The organism is Shewanella sp. 0m-6 (assembly GCF_052977325.1).
In genome coordinates, this window is record NZ_JBRIMD010000023.1 from 55,998 (window position 1) to 73,690 (window position 17,693).

14 protein-coding genes are annotated in these 17,693 nt (G+C 43.8%); 13 read left to right on the top strand and 1 reads right to left on the bottom strand.

Going from position 1 to position 17,693, the window contains the following annotated elements; translation table 11 throughout:
• Positions 1-3 precede the first annotated feature (3 nt).
• The 10 genes from ACVBJC_RS15910 to rpoS all read left to right on the top strand — a co-directional run bounded on the left by ACVBJC_RS15910 (position 4) and on the right by rpoS (position 9,398).
• Entirely contained in the window at positions 4-1,644 is a 1,641-nt protein-coding gene (locus ACVBJC_RS15910; RefSeq protein WP_447161870.1) for a CTP synthase, read from the top strand.
• A 127-nt stretch (positions 1,645-1,771) separates the two neighbouring features.
• On the top strand, positions 1,772-3,067 hold the full coding sequence (eno, locus tag ACVBJC_RS15915; RefSeq protein WP_447161869.1) for a phosphopyruvate hydratase: 1,296 nt from the start codon (positions 1,772-1,774) through the stop codon (positions 3,065-3,067).
• Between the two features lie 86 nt (positions 3,068-3,153).
• Positions 3,154-3,450 (top strand): cell division protein FtsB, encoded by a 297-nt coding sequence (gene ftsB / locus ACVBJC_RS15920; RefSeq protein WP_447161868.1) that lies wholly within the window; start codon positions 3,154-3,156, stop codon positions 3,448-3,450.
• Positions 3,451-3,528: 78 nt separating this feature from the next.
• Entirely contained in the window at positions 3,529-4,221 is a 693-nt protein-coding gene (ispD, locus tag ACVBJC_RS15925) for a 2-C-methyl-D-erythritol 4-phosphate cytidylyltransferase (protein ID WP_447161867.1), read from the top strand.
• Between the two features lie 43 nt (positions 4,222-4,264).
• A complete protein-coding gene (gene ispF, locus ACVBJC_RS15930; protein ID WP_447161866.1) occupies positions 4,265-4,744 on the top strand; it encodes a 2-C-methyl-D-erythritol 2,4-cyclodiphosphate synthase in 480 nt (159 codons plus the stop codon).
• Positions 4,745-4,832: 88 nt separating this feature from the next.
• Positions 4,833-5,900 carry a tRNA pseudouridine(13) synthase TruD gene (truD, locus tag ACVBJC_RS15935; protein WP_447161865.1) on the top strand — a complete coding sequence of 356 codons (1,068 nt, stop codon included), beginning with the start codon at positions 4,833-4,835 and terminating at the stop codon, positions 5,898-5,900.
• Positions 5,897-6,649, top strand: coding sequence for a 5'/3'-nucleotidase SurE (gene surE, locus ACVBJC_RS15940; RefSeq protein WP_447161864.1), 753 nt, complete (start codon positions 5,897-5,899; stop codon positions 6,647-6,649). Before truD ends, surE begins: the two co-directional genes overlap by 4 nt.
• A gap of 111 nt (positions 6,650-6,760) precedes the next feature.
• Positions 6,761-7,396 carry a protein-L-isoaspartate(D-aspartate) O-methyltransferase gene (locus tag ACVBJC_RS15945; RefSeq protein WP_447161863.1) on the top strand — a complete coding sequence of 212 codons (636 nt, stop codon included), beginning with the start codon at positions 6,761-6,763 and terminating at the stop codon, positions 7,394-7,396.
• Positions 7,397-7,453: 57 nt separating this feature from the next.
• Positions 7,454-8,347: a peptidoglycan DD-metalloendopeptidase family protein gene (locus tag ACVBJC_RS15950; protein ID WP_447161904.1), complete on the top strand. Its 894-nt coding sequence runs from the start codon at positions 7,454-7,456 to the stop codon at positions 8,345-8,347.
• An 82-nt stretch (positions 8,348-8,429) separates the two neighbouring features.
• Positions 8,430-9,398, top strand: a complete 969-nt coding sequence (gene rpoS, locus ACVBJC_RS15955; RefSeq protein ID WP_447161862.1) for an RNA polymerase sigma factor RpoS — start codon at positions 8,430-8,432, stop codon at positions 9,396-9,398.
• A 181-nt stretch (positions 9,399-9,579) separates the two neighbouring features.
• On the opposite strand, the gene mutS is transcribed toward rpoS, so the two are convergent.
• The gene (gene mutS, locus ACVBJC_RS15960) at positions 9,580-12,159 is read right to left on the bottom strand and encodes a DNA mismatch repair protein MutS (RefSeq protein WP_447161861.1); all 2,580 of its coding nucleotides are present in this window, start codon (positions 12,157-12,159) and stop codon (positions 9,580-9,582) included.
• A 319-nt stretch (positions 12,160-12,478) separates the two neighbouring features.
• Between mutS and recA the strand changes: the two genes are divergently transcribed.
• From recA to csrA, 3 genes are all read left to right on the top strand, one after another.
• Entirely contained in the window at positions 12,479-13,546 is a 1,068-nt protein-coding gene (gene recA / locus ACVBJC_RS15965) for a recombinase RecA (RefSeq protein WP_447161860.1), read from the top strand.
• 446 nt (positions 13,547-13,992) lie between these two features.
• Positions 13,993-16,617, top strand: a complete 2,625-nt coding sequence (gene alaS / locus ACVBJC_RS15970; RefSeq protein WP_447161859.1) for an alanine--tRNA ligase — start codon at positions 13,993-13,995, stop codon at positions 16,615-16,617.
• A gap of 480 nt (positions 16,618-17,097) precedes the next feature.
• Positions 17,098-17,295 carry a carbon storage regulator CsrA gene (csrA, locus tag ACVBJC_RS15975; protein WP_006082602.1) on the top strand — a complete coding sequence of 66 codons (198 nt, stop codon included), beginning with the start codon at positions 17,098-17,100 and terminating at the stop codon, positions 17,293-17,295.
• Positions 17,296-17,693: the final 398 nt, after the last annotated feature.

Genomic DNA, 17,693 nt, shown 5'->3' on the forward strand with positions numbered 1-17,693 from the left:
AGCATGACTACAAGGTATATCTTCGTTACTGGTGGCGTGGTTTCATCACTAGGTAAAGGCATTGCAGCAGCTTCTTTGGCTGCAATATTAGAGGCTCGCGGCCTAAACGTAACCATTATGAAGCTGGATCCATACATTAACGTAGATCCAGGTACCATGAGTCCAACACAACACGGTGAAGTGTTTGTGACAGAAGACGGCGCTGAAACTGATCTAGATTTAGGTCACTATGAGCGTTTCATCCGTACCAAGATGAACCGTCGTAACAACTTTACTACGGGTCGTATTTATGAAGAAGTACTTCGTAAAGAACGTCGTGGTGACTATTTAGGTGCAACCATTCAGGTTATTCCACACATTACTAACGCTATCAAGGAAAAAGTCCTTGCTGGTGGCGAAGGTCATGATGTGGCGATTGTTGAGATTGGTGGCACGGTAGGTGATATTGAATCATTACCATTCCTAGAGTCTATCCGTCAGCTAGGCGTTGAGCTTGGCCGTGATAGAACCCTATTTATGCATTTGACGCTTGTTCCTTTCTTAGGCGCTGCGGGCGAAGTTAAGACTAAGCCAACACAGCACTCTGTAAAAGAGCTACGTTCTATCGGTATCGCTCCAGATGTGTTGGTTTGTCGTGGTGATCGCGCTATTCCTGCAAACGAGAAAGCTAAGATTTCTCTATTCTGTAACGTTGAAGAACGTGCAGTTATCTCACTAAAAGACGTAGACAGTATCTATAAGATCCCTGCACTACTAAAAGCACAAGGTCTAGACCAACTTGTGACCAAGCGTTTCGGCATCGATTGTAAAGAAGCCGATTTGTCTGAGTGGGAACAGGTTGTTTACCAAGAAGCTAACCCTGTAGGTGAAGTGACGATTGGTATGGTAGGTAAGTATATTGAACTACCTGATGCATATAAGTCAGTTAACGAAGCCTTAAAGCATGCGGGTCTATTTAATCGCGTATCAGTGAACATCAAGTATATTGATTCACAAAACGTAGAAGCTAAGGGTGATGAAGTCCTACAAGGCTTAGACGGTATCTTGGTTCCTGGCGGATTCGGTGAGCGCGGTGTTGAAGGTAAGATTATGGCGGCTCAGTACGCTCGTGAAAATAACCTTCCATATTTTGGTATCTGTTTAGGTATGCAGGTTGCGTTGATTGAATTCGCACGCCATGTAGCGGGTCTTGAAGGCGCACACTCAACTGAGTTTGCACCAAATACGCCGCATCCAGTTGTTGGTTTGATCACTGAGTGGATCAATGAAGATGGCCAAGTTGAAGAGCGTCATGAAGAGTCTGATTTAGGCGGTACTATGCGTCTAGGTGCTCAGCTATGTCACCTTGAAGAAGGCACTAAAGCTGCAAAGGCTTATAAATCGACAACCTGTGTAGAGCGTCATCGTCACCGTTACGAAGTGAATAACAATTATAAAGAGCGCCTTGAAAAAGCAGGCTTGATCTTTAGTGGTCTTTCATCAGACCGCTCACTGGTTGAAATGATTGAGTTGCCAAACCACCCATGGTTCGTAGCCGGTCAATTCCACCCAGAGTTTACATCGACTCCTCGCGATGGTCAGCCGTTATTTGAAGGGTTTGTTGCTGCCGCAGCTGCCTACCAGAAACGTGATTTAGAAGACTAAACAAAACACAACCGCTTCCATGCTATGGGGGCGGTTTTTTTGTTTCTAGCGATGCAAGTTTAGATGAACAGAATTTCGTTTTACTTTTATCTTTAAATTTATCTTTAAAACTTAAATCGAGGGCATTATGGCTAAGATTATTAACATTATCGGTCGCGAAATCATGGATTCTCGCGGTAACCCAACTGTTGAAGCTGAAGTTCATTTAGAAGGCGGATTCATGGGGATGGCTGCTGCACCATCAGGCGCATCTACAGGTAGCCGTGAAGCATTAGAGCTTCGTGATGGCGATAAAGCACGTTACATGGGTAAAGGTGTATTAAAAGCTGTTGAAAACATCAACGGACTTATCCGTGATGCGTTGATGGGCAAAGATGCAACAGCGCAAGCTGAACTTGACCAAATCATGATCGACGTAGATGGCACAGAAAACAAAGATAAGCTAGGCGCTAACGCGATTCTTGCAGTTTCTTTGGCTGCTGCTAAAGCGGCTGCAGCATTTAAAGGCGTTCCTTTATATGCGCACATCGCTGATCTAAACGGCACCCCTGGCCAGTACTCTATGCCTGTTCCTATGATGAACATCTTAAACGGTGGTGAGCACGCTGATAACAACGTTGATATCCAAGAGTTCATGGTTCAACCTGTTGGTGCGAAAAGCTTCCGTGAAGCACTACGTATGGGCGCTGAAATCTTCCATAGCCTAAAGAGTGTGCTTAAGGCTAAAGGCCTAAGCACTTCAGTGGGTGATGAAGGTGGTTTCGCACCAGACCTAGCATCAAATGCTGACGCACTTGCCATCATCAAGGTTGCAGTAGAGCAAGCAGGTTACACGCTAGGTACTGACGTTACACTAGCACTAGATTGCGCTGCATCTGAGTTTTATAAAGATGGTCAATATGACCTATCTGGTGAAGGAAAAGTATTCTCTGCAAACGGTTTCTCTGACTTCCTTAAGTCGCTAACCGAGCAGTACCCAATTGCTTCAATCGAAGATGGCTTAGATGAGTCAGATTGGGATGGTTGGGCATACCAGACTCAAATCATGGGTGATAAGATCCAGCTTGTTGGTGACGATCTTTTCGTTACAAACACTAAAATCTTAAAGCGCGGTATCGACAATAATATTGCTAACTCAATCTTGATTAAGTTTAACCAAATCGGTTCACTAACTGAGACTCTTGCGGCAATTCGAATGGCGAAAGAAGCGGGTTACACTGTGGTGATCTCTCACCGTAGTGGTGAAACTGAAGATGCAACGATTGCCGATCTTGCTGTAGCGACTTCTGCAGGTCAAATCAAGACGGGTTCACTATGCCGTAGTGATCGTGTTGCTAAGTACAATCAGCTACTTCGTATCGAAGAGCAGTTAGGCGAAAAAGCTCCTTATAACGGTCTTAAAGAGATCAAAGGTCAAGCATAAATCGCTATAAACTTTAAAAAGGCCACCACTCGGTGGCCTTTTTTGTTGTACTATCTGTGTAATATTCTCAATTTCTATTGTTAATCATGAAACGCCTTCTTATTGTATTAATCGCTTTGCTTGCCATGCTTGAATATCGCCTTTGGTTTGGGGAGAAGAGCCTTGCTGAGTCTTTTCATTTGCAGGAGCAAATTAAGCTTCAGCAGCAAAGTAATGCGCAATTAGTTGCACGTAACCAAGTCTTAAGAGAAGAGATTAATGATCTTCGTAGTGGCACTGAGGCGTTAGAAGAGCGTGCTCGCAATGAGTTAGGCATGGTTAAAGAGGGAGAAACCTTCTTCCGTGTTGTCGGAGGCGAACGCGGCAATAAACCAAATGATTAACCAGCGTTGATTGTTTGTGTATTTAGTAAAGTCCTAGGTCGATGAGAGAAAGATGTCGTTAATATATGGAGCTCAATCATGAGCCAAACACCTAAGCAAATTATTGCAATTGTCCCAGCTGCCGGTATTGGTAGTCGTATGGGGGCAGAGATCCCAAAGCAGTACCTTCAGCTAAACCAGCAGAGCATCTTGAGCCATACCTTAGATTGTCTATTATCACATCCAAACATTGAGAAAGTGATTGTCGCGTTGAATCCGGCAGACGCCATCTTTGCCAGTTTGGAGCAAGCTAAACACCCAAAATTGCAATGTGTTAATGGCGGCCAAGAGCGGGCAGACTCGGTATTAGCTGCGTTAAAGGTTGCGAGTCTAGATGCTTGGGCATTAGTGCATGATGCTGCGCGTCCGTGTTTGACCCATCATGATATAGATAAGTTAATTGAGTCTGCTAGTACGTTCCCGCAGGGTGCCATTTTAGCGGCGCCAGTGCGTGATACGATGAAACGTAGCGATGCTAATGGCTTAATTAGTGAAACAGTCTGCCGAGAAAGACTATGGCATGCATTAACGCCGCAATACTTTCCTGTTTCAAGTTTGATGCATCACTTGAGCGATGCATTAGCTGCTGGTGCACTGATCACTGATGAGGCCTCTGCTATGGAGTGGGCTGGAATTATGCCGGGGATCGTCTCAGGACGTGCCGATAACATTAAAGTGACGCACCCAGATGATTTGCAACTTGCAGCGCTGTTTCTCAAAAATACACTATAACAAGCAGCCGTAGCATCCATTAGATAGATAAATAGGAACACCTATGAAAATTAGAATTGGTCACGGGTTTGATGTACACAAGTTTGGTGGCGAGCCACCACTTATTCTAGGCGGTGTCGAAGTACCTTACGATGTGGGCTTAATTGCACATTCTGATGGTGATGTCGTCCTGCATGCAATCTCTGATGCGATTCTTGGAGCGATGGCGCTAGGCGACATTGGCAAGCATTTCCCAGATACCGACCCCGAGTTCAAAGGCGCTGACAGCCGTGTCCTGTTAAGGCATTGCTATACGTTGGCGACCGATATGGGCTTTAGCCTATCTAACTTAGATGTCACGATTATTGCTCAGGCGCCGAAAATGGCTCCTCATATAGAAGCTATTCGAGCGTTGTTATCTGAAGATCTTGCAGCAGATATTAATGATATCAATGTTAAGGCGACAACAACGGAAAAGCTTGGCTTTACTGGCAGAAAAGAAGGCATAGTAGTTGAAGCCGTTGTGCTGATGATAAAAGCCTAGTTAATTGTGTAGGCTTGCTAGCTTAGCAAGCAGTAGTAACAATAGATTTTAAAGATAGTCAGATACTTTAGTGAGATCATTTAGCGATATGAGCGAATTACATTATTTATACGGCAAGCCAACTTCCACTGCCGATCTGCGTACCCATAATAGTGACTTTCAAGTGCAAGAGATTTTGCCTTTCGCACCGACAGGCGAGGGTGAGCATCATTTGCTCCACATCCGTAAAGACGGACTCAATACTCTTGAAATAGTCAAGAGGCTATCGATCTTTGCGCATGTACACCCAAAAGAGGTGACATATGCAGGTCAAAAAGATAAGCATGCAGTGACAGAACAATGGTTTGGGGTGCGTATTCCTGGCAAAGAAACGCCAGACTGGCAGCAGCTAAATTGTGAGCAAGTTACAGTACTTAGCGCTGCAAGACACAGCAAAAAGCTACGGATTGGCGCACTAGCAGGCAATCGCTTTACCCTAATTTTACGTAATGTTAGCGATATTAATGATGTGATTAGACGTATTGACTTAGTTAGGGAACAAGGCGTACCGAACTATTTTGGTGAGCAACGTTTTGGGCATGATGGTAAAAATTTAGTGTTTGGTCGCCAGATGTTTACAGGCCGTAAAGTTAAAGACCGTAACAAGCGTAGTATGTATCTGTCTGCAGTACGCTCAAACGTGTTTAATGTTGCTGGTTCAGGTCGTTTAGCGCTGCACGGCACTAAACCCTTAGCGGGTGATTGTGTCATGCTTGCTGGCAGCAAAAGTTACTTTGTTGCAGAGCTGTGGGATGAAACATTAATAGAGCGCCTAAATAATAAAGATATTCAGCTTTCTGCACCATTATGGGGGCGTGGCTTACCGCTTGCTCAGGGAGAAGCCGCTCAGTGCGAGGCAGACGCTCTTGAGTCACTCGCAATTGATAAAGACGGTTTAGAGCATGCAGGTCTTAGCCAAGAGAGACGTGCTTTGTTACTTGAGCCACAACATCTGCAATATCAAGTAGATGAAGATACCATTACCCTTAAATTTGCATTACCATCAGGCTCTTATGCAACCTCGATACTGCGTGAGCTGTTTCAGTATCAAGATGTTCAAGAAGTCGCGCGTCAACAGATGCTCGCCGAACAAAGAAGCGCTGAGGCTGAGCAATGAAGATTTTGATCAGCAATGACGATGGTGTGAATGCTGAAGGTATTGCTGCGTTAACCGAAGCATTGAACCAAATAGCAGAAACATTGACGGTTGGACCTGATAGAAACTGCTCTGGTGCGAGTAACTCGTTAACCTTGACCAATCCACTACGACTGAATACCTTAGATAATGGTTTTATTTCGGTGAGTGGCACGCCGACTGATTGTGTGCACTTAGCAATTAGAGAGCTGTATCAAGATGAACCCGATATGGTGGTATCTGGTATTAATGCGGGGGCGAATATGGGTGATGATACTCTGTATTCAGGTACCGTTGCGGCAGCAATGGAGGGGCGCTTCTTAGGCTTTCCAGCCATTGCTATCTCATTAGTTGGTCATGAGTTGAAACACTATGATACCGCGGCTCATTATGCGTTAAAAATTGTTAAAGCTTTGCAAGAGAGCCCAGTTGCACAAGATAAAATCTTGAATATTAATGTGCCAGATCTTCCTTTGGATGAAGTCAAAGGCATTAAGATAACCCGCCTTGGTGCACGGCATCGAGCCGAAGGGATGGTGAGAACCCAAGATCCTGCGGGCCGAGAGATTTTTTGGTTAGGCCCACCAGGTGATGAGCAAGATGCGAGTGAAGGAACTGACTTTTATGCCGTTGCCAACGGCTATGTGTCTATCACGCCGCTCACTGTTGATTTAACGGCATTTGAGCAAGTGAGTGCCTTAGAGAACTGGCTAACTCAGATCCACGATTAATTGGTGCACGACCTTGTTTACATGGGGCGTGCTGAAATTAATGAATTGCCCAATAACAGTATCATCACTGTTCGAATAAATGACATTTTGGACTATTGGAATAACAGAAATATGAACCCAGTCGCCTCAACATCAGCATTGAACCTTGCAAGAAGTTTGTTTGAGGCAGGGATCCGTAATGAAGCGGTACTACTGGCTGTGGCAAACACCCCGAGAGAGCAATTTCTCGATGCTGCTCTGGGTCACAAAGCTTATGAGAATACGGCGCTGCCTATAGGGCAAGGGCAAACGATTTCTCAGCCCTATATTGTTGCTAAAATGACAGAGATCATCTTGCAAACTAAGCCAACAAAGGTGTTAGAGATAGGAACTGGCTCAGGTTATCAAGCTGCCATTTTGGCAAAATTAGTACCGCAGCTGTTTACTGTGGAGCGGATCAAGAGCTTACAGATCCAAGCTAGGCAAAGATTAAAAAGGCTCGACTTACACAATATCGCTTTTAAATATGGTGATGGTTGGCAAGGATGGCCGAGTAAAGGCCTTTATGATGCAATCATGGTTACTGCTGCAGCAAGCTCAATTCCCGAGGCATTGGTCTCTCAGTTAGTTGACGGTGGCATCTTAGTGATCCCGGTTGGGGAAACCGCGCAGCAGTTATTAACAGTGACACGTCGTGGTGATAAATATTCGTCTGAAGTCGTTGAAGATGTTCGTTTCGTGCCACTTATTAATGGCGAACTTGCATAGTTTTTTTCCATAAGCATTAAACAGTGAAATAGGTTGATTTGGGGTGATGAGTTAATAATGAGGTTGGTATGTTTGTTAAGTGTCTGCCTATCACTGGTGCTATGTGGCTGTAGTTTTCAGGCTGATAGGCCCGCTCCTGTGGAGTCTTTGAACGGACCATCAACGCCGTCGATCAGTAAAGGATCGATAACGGCAAGCCGTTATGTGGTTAAAAAAGGCGATACTTTATATTCAATCGCATGGGGATCTAATAAAGATTTCGTTGATATTGCTAAGAGCAATCGTCTACCAAAGCCTTATACCATCTACCCTGGACAAGTTTTGAGCTTAAGCTCTAAAAAATATGTTACAAATAGCCAAAGTGTTAAAAAAACAACTAATTCAGCGCCTAAAAAACCAGTTAAGTCGAGTAAAGGCGATTCAAGTCAACAGGTTAGTGTTAAACCTGTATCTGTAAGTCCTCAGAATGAAAGGTCAAAAAAACAGCTTGATCCTAATCCTAAGCCTGCGTATTCTGTTACAAGCAGTCAACAAGATGCTAACAGGGTTGTCCACAAGCCAGCCGAGCTTCCAAACAAAGTAAGCAAATGGTCATGGCCTGTAAAAGGAAAAGTGTTTGGTACTTTCTCTGCCAAAGAGCAGGGAAATAAAGGAATAAAGATCGCTGGAAATCGAGGTGATGCGATTAAAGCAGCTGCAAGCGGTAGAGTTGTTTATGCTGGTAGTGCACTTCGAGGGTACGGTAATTTGGTTATCATCAAACATAGTGATGATTATCTCAGTGCTTATGCTCATGCAGATAAGATCTTAGTTAAAGAAAAGCAGGCTGTCACGATTGGACAGACTGTAGCGACAATGGGTAATACTGGTACTAATCGGGTCATGCTACATTTTGAGATCCGCTACCATGGTAAGTCAGTAAACCCTTTAAAATTTTTGCCTAAACAATAGTTAATGTTTGTTAGGTTGCCAATTTGGCGGATCGGAGGATAGTAACGTGCAGTAATTTATTTAGAAATTCGGGAGAGATATTATGGGCAGAGTAAGTAATGCCGTTGTAGCAGATAACGCTAAAAGTCAATCTGCAGATCAGTTAACGAATAAAGATACTAAACAAGAGATCAAAGAAGCTGAACTTGAGCAGCAAGTACAAGATGATCTACAAAAAAATCTAGATGCGACTCAATTGTATCTAGGCGAAATTGGTTTTTCCCCCCTCCTCAGTGCTGAGGAAGAAGTCTATTTTTCACGAAAGTCCTTAAAAGGCTGTGAGAAATCTCGCAATCGTATGATTGAAAGTAACCTCAGGCTAGTCGTAAAAATTGCTCGTCGATACAATAATCGTGGCTTAGCGCTGCTAGATCTTATCGAAGAAGGTAATTTGGGCTTGATCCGTGCCGTAGAAAAATTTGACCCCGAGCGTGGTTTCAGATTCTCAACCTATGCAACATGGTGGATTAGACAGACGATTGAACGAGCAATCATGAATCAGACTCGTACTATTCGCTTACCTATTCATGTTGTCAAAGAGCTTAATGTTTATTTGCGTACAGCCAGAGAGCTCGCACATAAGCTGGATCACGAACCGACAGCAGAAGAGATCGCTGACCAACTCGATTTACCGAGTGCAGATGTTAGCCGTATGCTCAAGCTCAATGAAAGAATTACTTCTGTCGATACACCGCTAGGTGGCGAAAGTGATAAAGCCTTATTAGATGTACTTGCTGATGATGACAACGTAGGGCCAGATTATAAGGTTCAGGATGAAGATATGTCTAAGTCCGTTGTTAAGTGGTTAGATGAACTCAATACTAAGCAACGAGAAGTGCTAGCGCGCCGATTCGGTTTGTTAGGTTATGAGCCGTCAACTCTAGAAAATGTAGGCAAAGAGATTGGTTTGACTCGTGAAAGAGTACGTCAAATTCAGGTCGAGGCGCTTAAGCGCTTGAAGGACTTACTGGGGGCGCAAGGCCTTTCTGTAGAAGCAATCTTCAGAGTGTAATCTAGAATGTAATCTAGAGTATAAAAAGTAAGGGTATAAATAAAAGCGCAGCTGATTATCAACTGCGCTTTTTTAGTATCTCATGTTTGGCGTTTAGCGCACTTTAGCTCAGCGCACTTTAATTCAGTGCACTTTAATTTAGCCATATTGAAGCAATATGGCGACTGAGCACTTCAAACAATTAAAGTGCCAACTTCTTAAGGTTGTATAGATAATCTAATGCTTGTCTTGGCGTTAATTCATCCGGGTTTAGCTTGGCTAATGCTTCCAAAGCGGGAGATGGCGCCGGTGCTGAAAAGCTCATGCTTTGCTGTAAAGGCTGCTGAGCATTATTGGATTGATTATCATGATCGCGGCTTTCTAACTGATGCAACTTATGCTTTGCGGCGCTAATCACACAATTAGGCACACCTGCAAGCGCAGCTACCTGTAGGCCATAACTGCGGCTCGCTGCACCTTCTTGAACAGCATGCATAAATACAATGTTATCGCCATGCTCGACGGCATCTAAATGCACATTCTCCACATTAGATAATTGCTCTGGCAGTTGAGTTAACTCAAAGTAATGGGTGGCAAATAGCGTCATTGCTTGTAAGTGTGTAGCCAAATACTCTGCAGCAGACCAAGCAAGTGAAAGACCATCGTAAGTTGAAGTTCCACGGCCAATTTCATCCATCAACACTAAGCTGTTAGGGGTCGCGTTATGTAAGATGTTGGCAGTTTCAGTCATCTCGACCATGAAAGTTGAACGGCCAGAGGCTAAATCATCAGATGCACCGATTCGGGTGAATATTCGATCTACAGGACCAATAACGGCATGCTCTGCTGGAACATAACAGCCAATATGTGCCATTAGGGTAATCAATGCGACTTGGCGCATATAGGTAGATTTACCGCCCATGTTTGGACCTGTCACAATTAACATCTTGCGTTGATTGTTTAAAGTCACAGGATTGGCAATAAATGGGCTTTGGCTGACTTGCTCTACCACTGGATGGCGACCCGCTTCTATTTGGATCCCTGAAATAGTTGATAGCTCTGGGCAGTGATAGTTCAGGCTCTCTGCACGCTCGGCAAAATTACATAGCACGTCTAATTCAGCAGAGGCTCTAGCAAAATCTTGTAACTCATGTAATTTAGGCAAGATAAGATCAAACAGTTGTTCCCAAAGCTGCTTTTCAAGCGCTAACGCTTTACCTTGGCTAGATAATACCTTTTCTTCGTGCTCTTTAAGCTCAGGGATAATATAGCGTTCAGTGTTCTTGAGTGTTTGTCTACGTTGGTAGCTTAGTGGTACCAAGTCAGACTCACGGCGACTGACTTCGATATAGTAGCCATGAACGCGATTGTAGCCGACCTTTAACGTAGAAATTCCTGTCTGGTGTTTTTCTCTAGCTTCAAGCTCATGAAGGTAATCGGTTGCGCCTTCACTGAGTTTACGCCATTGATCGAGCTCTTCGTTGTATCCTTCACGGATCACACCACCATCACGAATAAGCATCGGAGGATTATCGACTACGGCGCGTGATAGTAGCTCAAGTTCATCGGGGAACTCACCAATCACTTGCGATAGATATTTAAGGTGTGCAGCAGTAGCTTGAGTTAACGTTTGTTGCAACTGGGGTAGTAATGCGAGCGCTTGACGTAAGCGAGCAAAGTCTCGTGGACGGGCATTGCGTAGGGCAATACGTGCAGTAATTCGCTCAATATCACCAAGGGCTTTTAAATCTTCCGATAGCACTTCATAGTGACCATTACCCAGCAACTCTTCAATCGAGGCCTGTCTTGCACGAATAATATCATGGTCACGAAGTGGCTGATGTAACCAGCGCTGCAGCATACGACTGCCCATAGGCGTAACAGTGTTATCGAGCACGGAGGCGAGGGTGTTTTCTCGCCCACCTTGCAAGTTCACCGTTAGCTCTAAGTTACGACGCGTTGCAGCATCTAGCACTATGCTGTCAGATTGATTAAAACGCACAATCGAGTTGATATGTGGTAGTGCGGTACGTTGAGTATCTTTGACGTACTGCATTAAGCAGCCTGCAGCTTGGAGTGACAGTCTCGCGTCTTCGATGCCAAAGCCTTTTAAATCTTTAGTGCCGAACTGATTGAGCAGTAATCGATGGCAAGTGTCGTAGTCGAACTCCCATTCTGGTCGGCGTCGAGTGCCATTCATTGCAGCGATTAGACTCATTTCAGAGAAGTCTTCGCTATAGAGTAATTCAGCGGGGTTGGTCCGTTGTAACTCGGCTTCAAGCGCTTCAGTATTGGCAAGTTCAGTAATGACAAAACGACCTGAAGCAACATCTAAAGTTGCATAGCCGTAACCGGTTTTACCCTGGTAAAGCGCTGCAAGTAAGTTGTCTTGTCTTTCTTGCAGTAGGGCTTCATCGGTTAAGGTTCCAGGGGTAACGATACGTACTACTTTACGTTCAACCGGTCCCTTAGAGGTCGCAGGATCGCCAATTTGTTCGCAAATCGCTACCGAAACACGAAGTTGCACTAGCTTGGCCAGATAACCTTCAACCGCATGATAGGGCAGACCTGCCATCGGAATCGGGTCTCCACCACTTTTACCTCGTGCGGTTAATGAGATCCCTAGTAGCTCAGAGGCTCGTTTGGCATCCTCATAAAAGAGCTCATAGAAATCGCCCATACGATAAAAGAGCAACATGTCTGGATGTTGGGCTTTTAACGTCAAATATTGACGCATCATTGGGGTATGTTTTTCTAAGCTTTGCGGATCAATAGCGGTCATCGATTTGTTTTGCCTGTGATTTACTGTGGCGGCTAAAAGCGCCTGAAACAATATTGGCGCTAATCTTAACAATATTTTGTCTAGATTAGGCGGAATTCTTACAGTGTTTCAGCAATAAATTACGGTGCAAAAATGCTAGATGCTCCTAAATGATTGATTTTAAACTTTTTGTAAAATATTTTTACACAGCACTTGATACTGTATGATTGTACAGTATACTAGTTTCATATTGAGGCTCTAGCCAAGGCTAAAATGAGTCGTCACCAAATGAAAATTCAGTGCCAATACCGTGTAGCACTGTGATCCAGAGGATATCAGAATGAAGATAGATCCAAATAAAGAGAAAGCACTGAACGCCGTTTTAGGTCAGATTGAGAAGCAGTTTGGTAAAGGCTCAATCATGAAGCTAGGTGAAGACCGTTCAATGGACGTAGAAACGATTTCTACTGGCTCATTATCTTTGGATGTTGCTTTAGGTGCAGGCGGATTGCCTATGGGTCGTATCGTTGAAATCTACGGTCCAGAGTCATCAGGTAAAACAACACTGACCCTAGAAGTGATTGCAGCAGCTCAGAAGCAGGGAAAAACCTGTGCCTTTATCGATGCAGAGCATGCTCTAGACCCTATTTATGCTAAAAAGCTAGGTGTTGATATCGATAACCTACTTTGTTCTCAGCCTGATACCGGTGAGCAAGCACTAGAAATTTGTGACGCATTAACACGCAGTGGTGCTGTAGATGTTATCGTCGTTGACTCGGTAGCAGCATTGACACCAAAAGCTGAAATCGAAGGTGAAATTGGTGACTCTCACATGGGCCTTGCGGCGCGTATGATGAGCCAAGCGATGCGTAAGCTTGCTGGTAACCTTAAGCAGTCAAACACTTTGCTAATCTTCATTAACCAAATTCGTATGAAAATTGGTGTTATGTTTGGTAATCCAGAGACGACAACGGGTGGTAACGCACTTAAGTTCTACGCTTCAGTTCGTCTAGATATTCGCCGTACTGGTGCGATTAAAGATAGAGAAGAAGTGATCGGAAACGAGACCCGTGTAAAAGTGGTTAAGAACAAGATTGCTGCGCCATTTAAACAAGCTGAATTTCAGATCCTTTATGGCCAAGGCATTAACAAAACTGGCGAGCTCGTTGACTTAGGTGTTATGCATAAGCTAATTGAAAAGTCAGGTGCCTGGTATGCCTATAAAGGCAATAAGATTGGTCAAGGCCGTGCAAACGCAGGTAAGTACTTAATCGAAAATCCTGCAGTGTCAGATGAAATCGAAACGACGCTACGCGCTATGCTGTTAGGCAAAGGTGAGAAGGTTACTGCTGAGGCTGCCGATACAGCCGGTGACAACGTTGACTTAGAGACTGGCGAAGTATTTTAAGCCCACTCTAAATGCATAGCTGAGCCTTTCAGCTATGCATTTCCCGGTTGCGCTATGAGTTTTATTCCACGATGAATAACTCTGTGCGCCGCGACCATTCTCGTAAGAGAGCTCGACTAGATTACTAATCCAAGATTTCTATTTTCTGCAACTAAAAACTCTTCGATAGCGACAAACTCATTGCGTCATGATATTCCCCATTGCGCAACTGTGTTTATGACGAACTACAAACGGCTACATTTGATGCGCTAGCAAGTATTTAGCAGATTCCGTTATCTTCTTATATTGACTCATTCAAGCTTCAGGGCGCTAATTTCTTAGCCACTACACAGTTTTGTATCAACAGGGCTGGTTGTTAGCCATGACTCTGCTTATAATGCTATCCATAAAAATTTATCACTCAGCTCTTTTGGAGCTATTTGCACAACCTAATTCAGGACGGTTTCATGTATCAAACCACTGCAGCACTGCGAAGTGCTTTTTTGGAATATTTCCGCACAAATGGTCACCAGGTCGTTGATAGTAGTTCGCTCGTTCCTGTGAACGATCCAACCCTACTATTTACTAATGCGGGTATGAACCAGTTTAAAGATGTGTTTTTGGGTGCTGATAAGCGTAGTTACTCTCGTGCAACTTCTTCACAGCGCTGTGTACGCGCGGGTGGTAAGCACAACGATTTAGATAACGTTGGCTATACAGCTCGTCACCATACTTTCTTTGAAATGTTAGGTAACTTTAGCTTTGGTGATTACTTCAAAGAAGAAGCGATTAACTTTGCATGGACTTTCCTTACTGAAGAATTAAAGCTGCCAAAAGAGCGTCTTTGCGTCACTATTTATGAAACAGATGATGAAGCGTTTGAAATCTGGAATAAGAAAATTGGCGTTGCAGCAGAAAACATTATCCGCATCGGCGACAATAAAGGTGCAGCTTACGCATCAGATAACTTCTGGCAAATGGGCGACACAGGTCCTTGTGGACCTTGTTCTGAAATCTTCTATGATCATGGCGATCATATCTGGGGTGGACGCCCTGGTACACCTGAAGAAGATGGCGATCGCTTTATTGAGATCTGGAACATCGTATTTATGCAGTACAATCGTCAAGCTGACGGTGAGATGAAGCCACTGCCTAAGCCATCTGTTGATACTGGTATGGGTATTGAGCGTATCGCTGCCATTATGCAGGGTGTACATTCAAACTATGAGATTGATATTTTCCAAGCGTTAATCAAGAAAGCGGCCGCTATTCTTGGTGTAACAGATCTTGAAAACAAATCGCTACGTGTGATTGCTGACCATATTCGTTCATGTGCCTTCTTGATTGCGGATGGCGTTATGCCGTCAAATGAAGGCCGCGGCTATGTACTGCGTCGTATTATTCGTCGTGCAGTCCGTCACGGTAATAAGCTAGGTGCAACTGAAAGCTTCTTTTATAAGTTAGTGCCAACACTCATCGAAGTGATGGGCGATGCAGCGAAAGGCTTGCAAGAGACTCAAGCTATTGTTGAGAAGTCGCTTAAAGCTGAAGAGGAGCAGTTTGCTCGTACATTAGAGCGTGGGCTAGGTATTTTGGATGCCGCGCTATCAGCATTAACAACTGATGTTTTAGATGGCGAAACAGCATTTAAGCTTTATGACACCTATGGCTTCCCTGTCGATTTAACTGCTGATGTTTGTCGTGAGCGTGAAATCACTGTCGATGAAGCTGGCTTTGAAGTGGCAATGGCGGAGCAGCGCAGTCGCGCACAGGCTGCGGGTCAGTTTGATACCGACTATAACGAAGGTTTAAAAATTGACGAACAAAGTCGTTTCACTGGTTATACCGAGCTTAATAACCAAGCGACAGTAACGGCTATCTTCACATCAGGTGAAGCAACAGACGCTATTGCGGCGGGTGATGAAGCGGTTATTGTACTCGACAACACACCATTTTATGGTGAGTCGGGCGGTCAAAGTGGCGATAAAGGTATATTGATTGCAGAGGGAGTTGAGTTCACTGTTACTGACACACAAAAGTATGGTCAAGCAATTGGACATATCGGGCGTGTTATCACTGGCGAGCTTAAAACCGGTCAGGCATTAACCGCTAATGTTGATAAGAAGCTACGTCATAGAACAGAGCTAAATCACTCAGTTACCCACCTTTTACACGCAGCGCTACGTCAAGTACTTGGTACTCACGTGACTCAAAAAGGTTCTTTGGTCGATCCAGACCGCTTACGTTTTGACTTCTCTCACTTTGAAGGTGTTAAAGCGCATGAGCTGAAAGAGGTTGAAGAGCTTGTTAATACACAAATTCGTCGTAACCACGAATTGACTGCTGAAGTCATGGATATCGAATCTGCCAAAGAAAAAGGTGCAATGGCACTGTTTGGTGAGAAATATGATTCTGAAGTACGTGTTGTGACCATGGGTGACTTCTCTATTGAGCTATGTGGTGGTACTCACGTTGGCCGTACAGGAGATATAGGTTTATTCAAGATCACCTCTGAAGGTGGTATTGCTGCAGGCGTGCGTCGTATCGAGGCTGTAACCGGTGCTGCTGCAATGGCCTATGTTGCTAAGCAACAAGCAGACCTAGAAGAAGCTGCTGCACTATTAAAGGGTGACAGTGCTTCAGTGGTGACTAAGCTTAAGGCGCAGCTTGATAAAACTAAGCAGCTTGAAAAGGAGCTATCTCAGTTGAAAGATAAGCTGGCTGCAGCGACAAGTGCCGATCTTGCTGGCGAAGCTGTTGATGTAAATGGCGTTAAGGTGTTAGTTAAGAAGCTTGAAGGTATCGATGCAGGCGCACTACGCGGCTTGCAAGATGAGCTTAAGCAAAAGCTACAATCTGGTATTGTGGTTCTTGCTATCGCAGGCGAAGATAAGGTTAACTTGATTGTTGGTGTGACTAAAGATTTGACTGGCAAAGTCAAAGCGGGTGAATTAGTCGCTTCTATCGCTGTTCAAGTTGGTGGTAAAGGTGGCGGACGTCCTGACATGGCTCAAGCTGGCGGTAGCCAGCCAGAGAACCTTGACGGCGCGTTAGAGCAAGTTATCCCTTGGATAACCGCTAAACTGTCTTAAATAGGCTAAAGCGATAGCTAACCTTAAATAAAAACGTCCGTTATGGACGTTTTTTTATGGAATTAATAAACTTATTCTGATTTATTAAAACGGTTTTTTCCTGCGAGTATATATCCGGTTGATAGTGATTTTTACTGATGTTTATGGGCAGGGAATTTAAGATGAATAGCCCTTATTTTAAAACTGAATTAGAGAGTTGTTTAGCCTAAGTTTGTATATTGTAGCCTTAGATTTGGGTAATCTTCTAATTCATGCTAGTTTAATGTTAACACCTGATAATGATATTTATTGGGTAAAAGTTATTCTCAATCTGGTTAAAAAGGTTTCAAACACTTAACTGTGATATTTTACTGAAAAAGGTGTAATTATTTGACGCTTTTCTCATAGAATACTGTTATTTTGTACTAAGCTAACCTTATAATACAGTTATAACGGAATTATGCCGTATAAAGCAGAATTAGGAACTAAAGGAGCAAAATAATGCTGATATTGACTCGTCGTGTTGGTGAAACACTGATGATTGGTGATGAAGTAACTGTCACTGTATTAGGCGTTAAAGGTAACCAAGTAAGAATTGGTGTAAATGCACCTAAAGAAGTCTCTGTGCATCGTGAAGAGATTTACCAGCGCATTCAGTCTGAAAAATCAGGTACGCCATCAGAAGGCGGTAACTTTTGATCTAATCCAGATCAATTTAAGAATTCTAGAAGCCAGTTAATAACTGGCTTTTTTATTTTATGTCTCTTGAATATGCTAATACTAATCGATGTGGGTAACTTTTGATCTTAATGAGATCAATTGAAGAATTCTAGTCGTCAGTTGATAGCTGACTTTTCAAATTTTCGAGTCTATAAGTTTCCATAAACAGTTAAAAAATCCAATTTGAAGGGGAAGTTAGACTGTTATACAAGCAAGGTGCTTAAAAACAGCTCAAACGGGAATGCTTTCTTAAAAAGGGTTTGACTTATTTTCGGCAGACAGTAATATGTGCGCCAAGAAACGGAGAGGTGGCCGAGTGGCCGAAGGCGCTCCCCTGCTAAGGGAGTATGGGCTTTAACTCCCATCGAGGGTTCGAA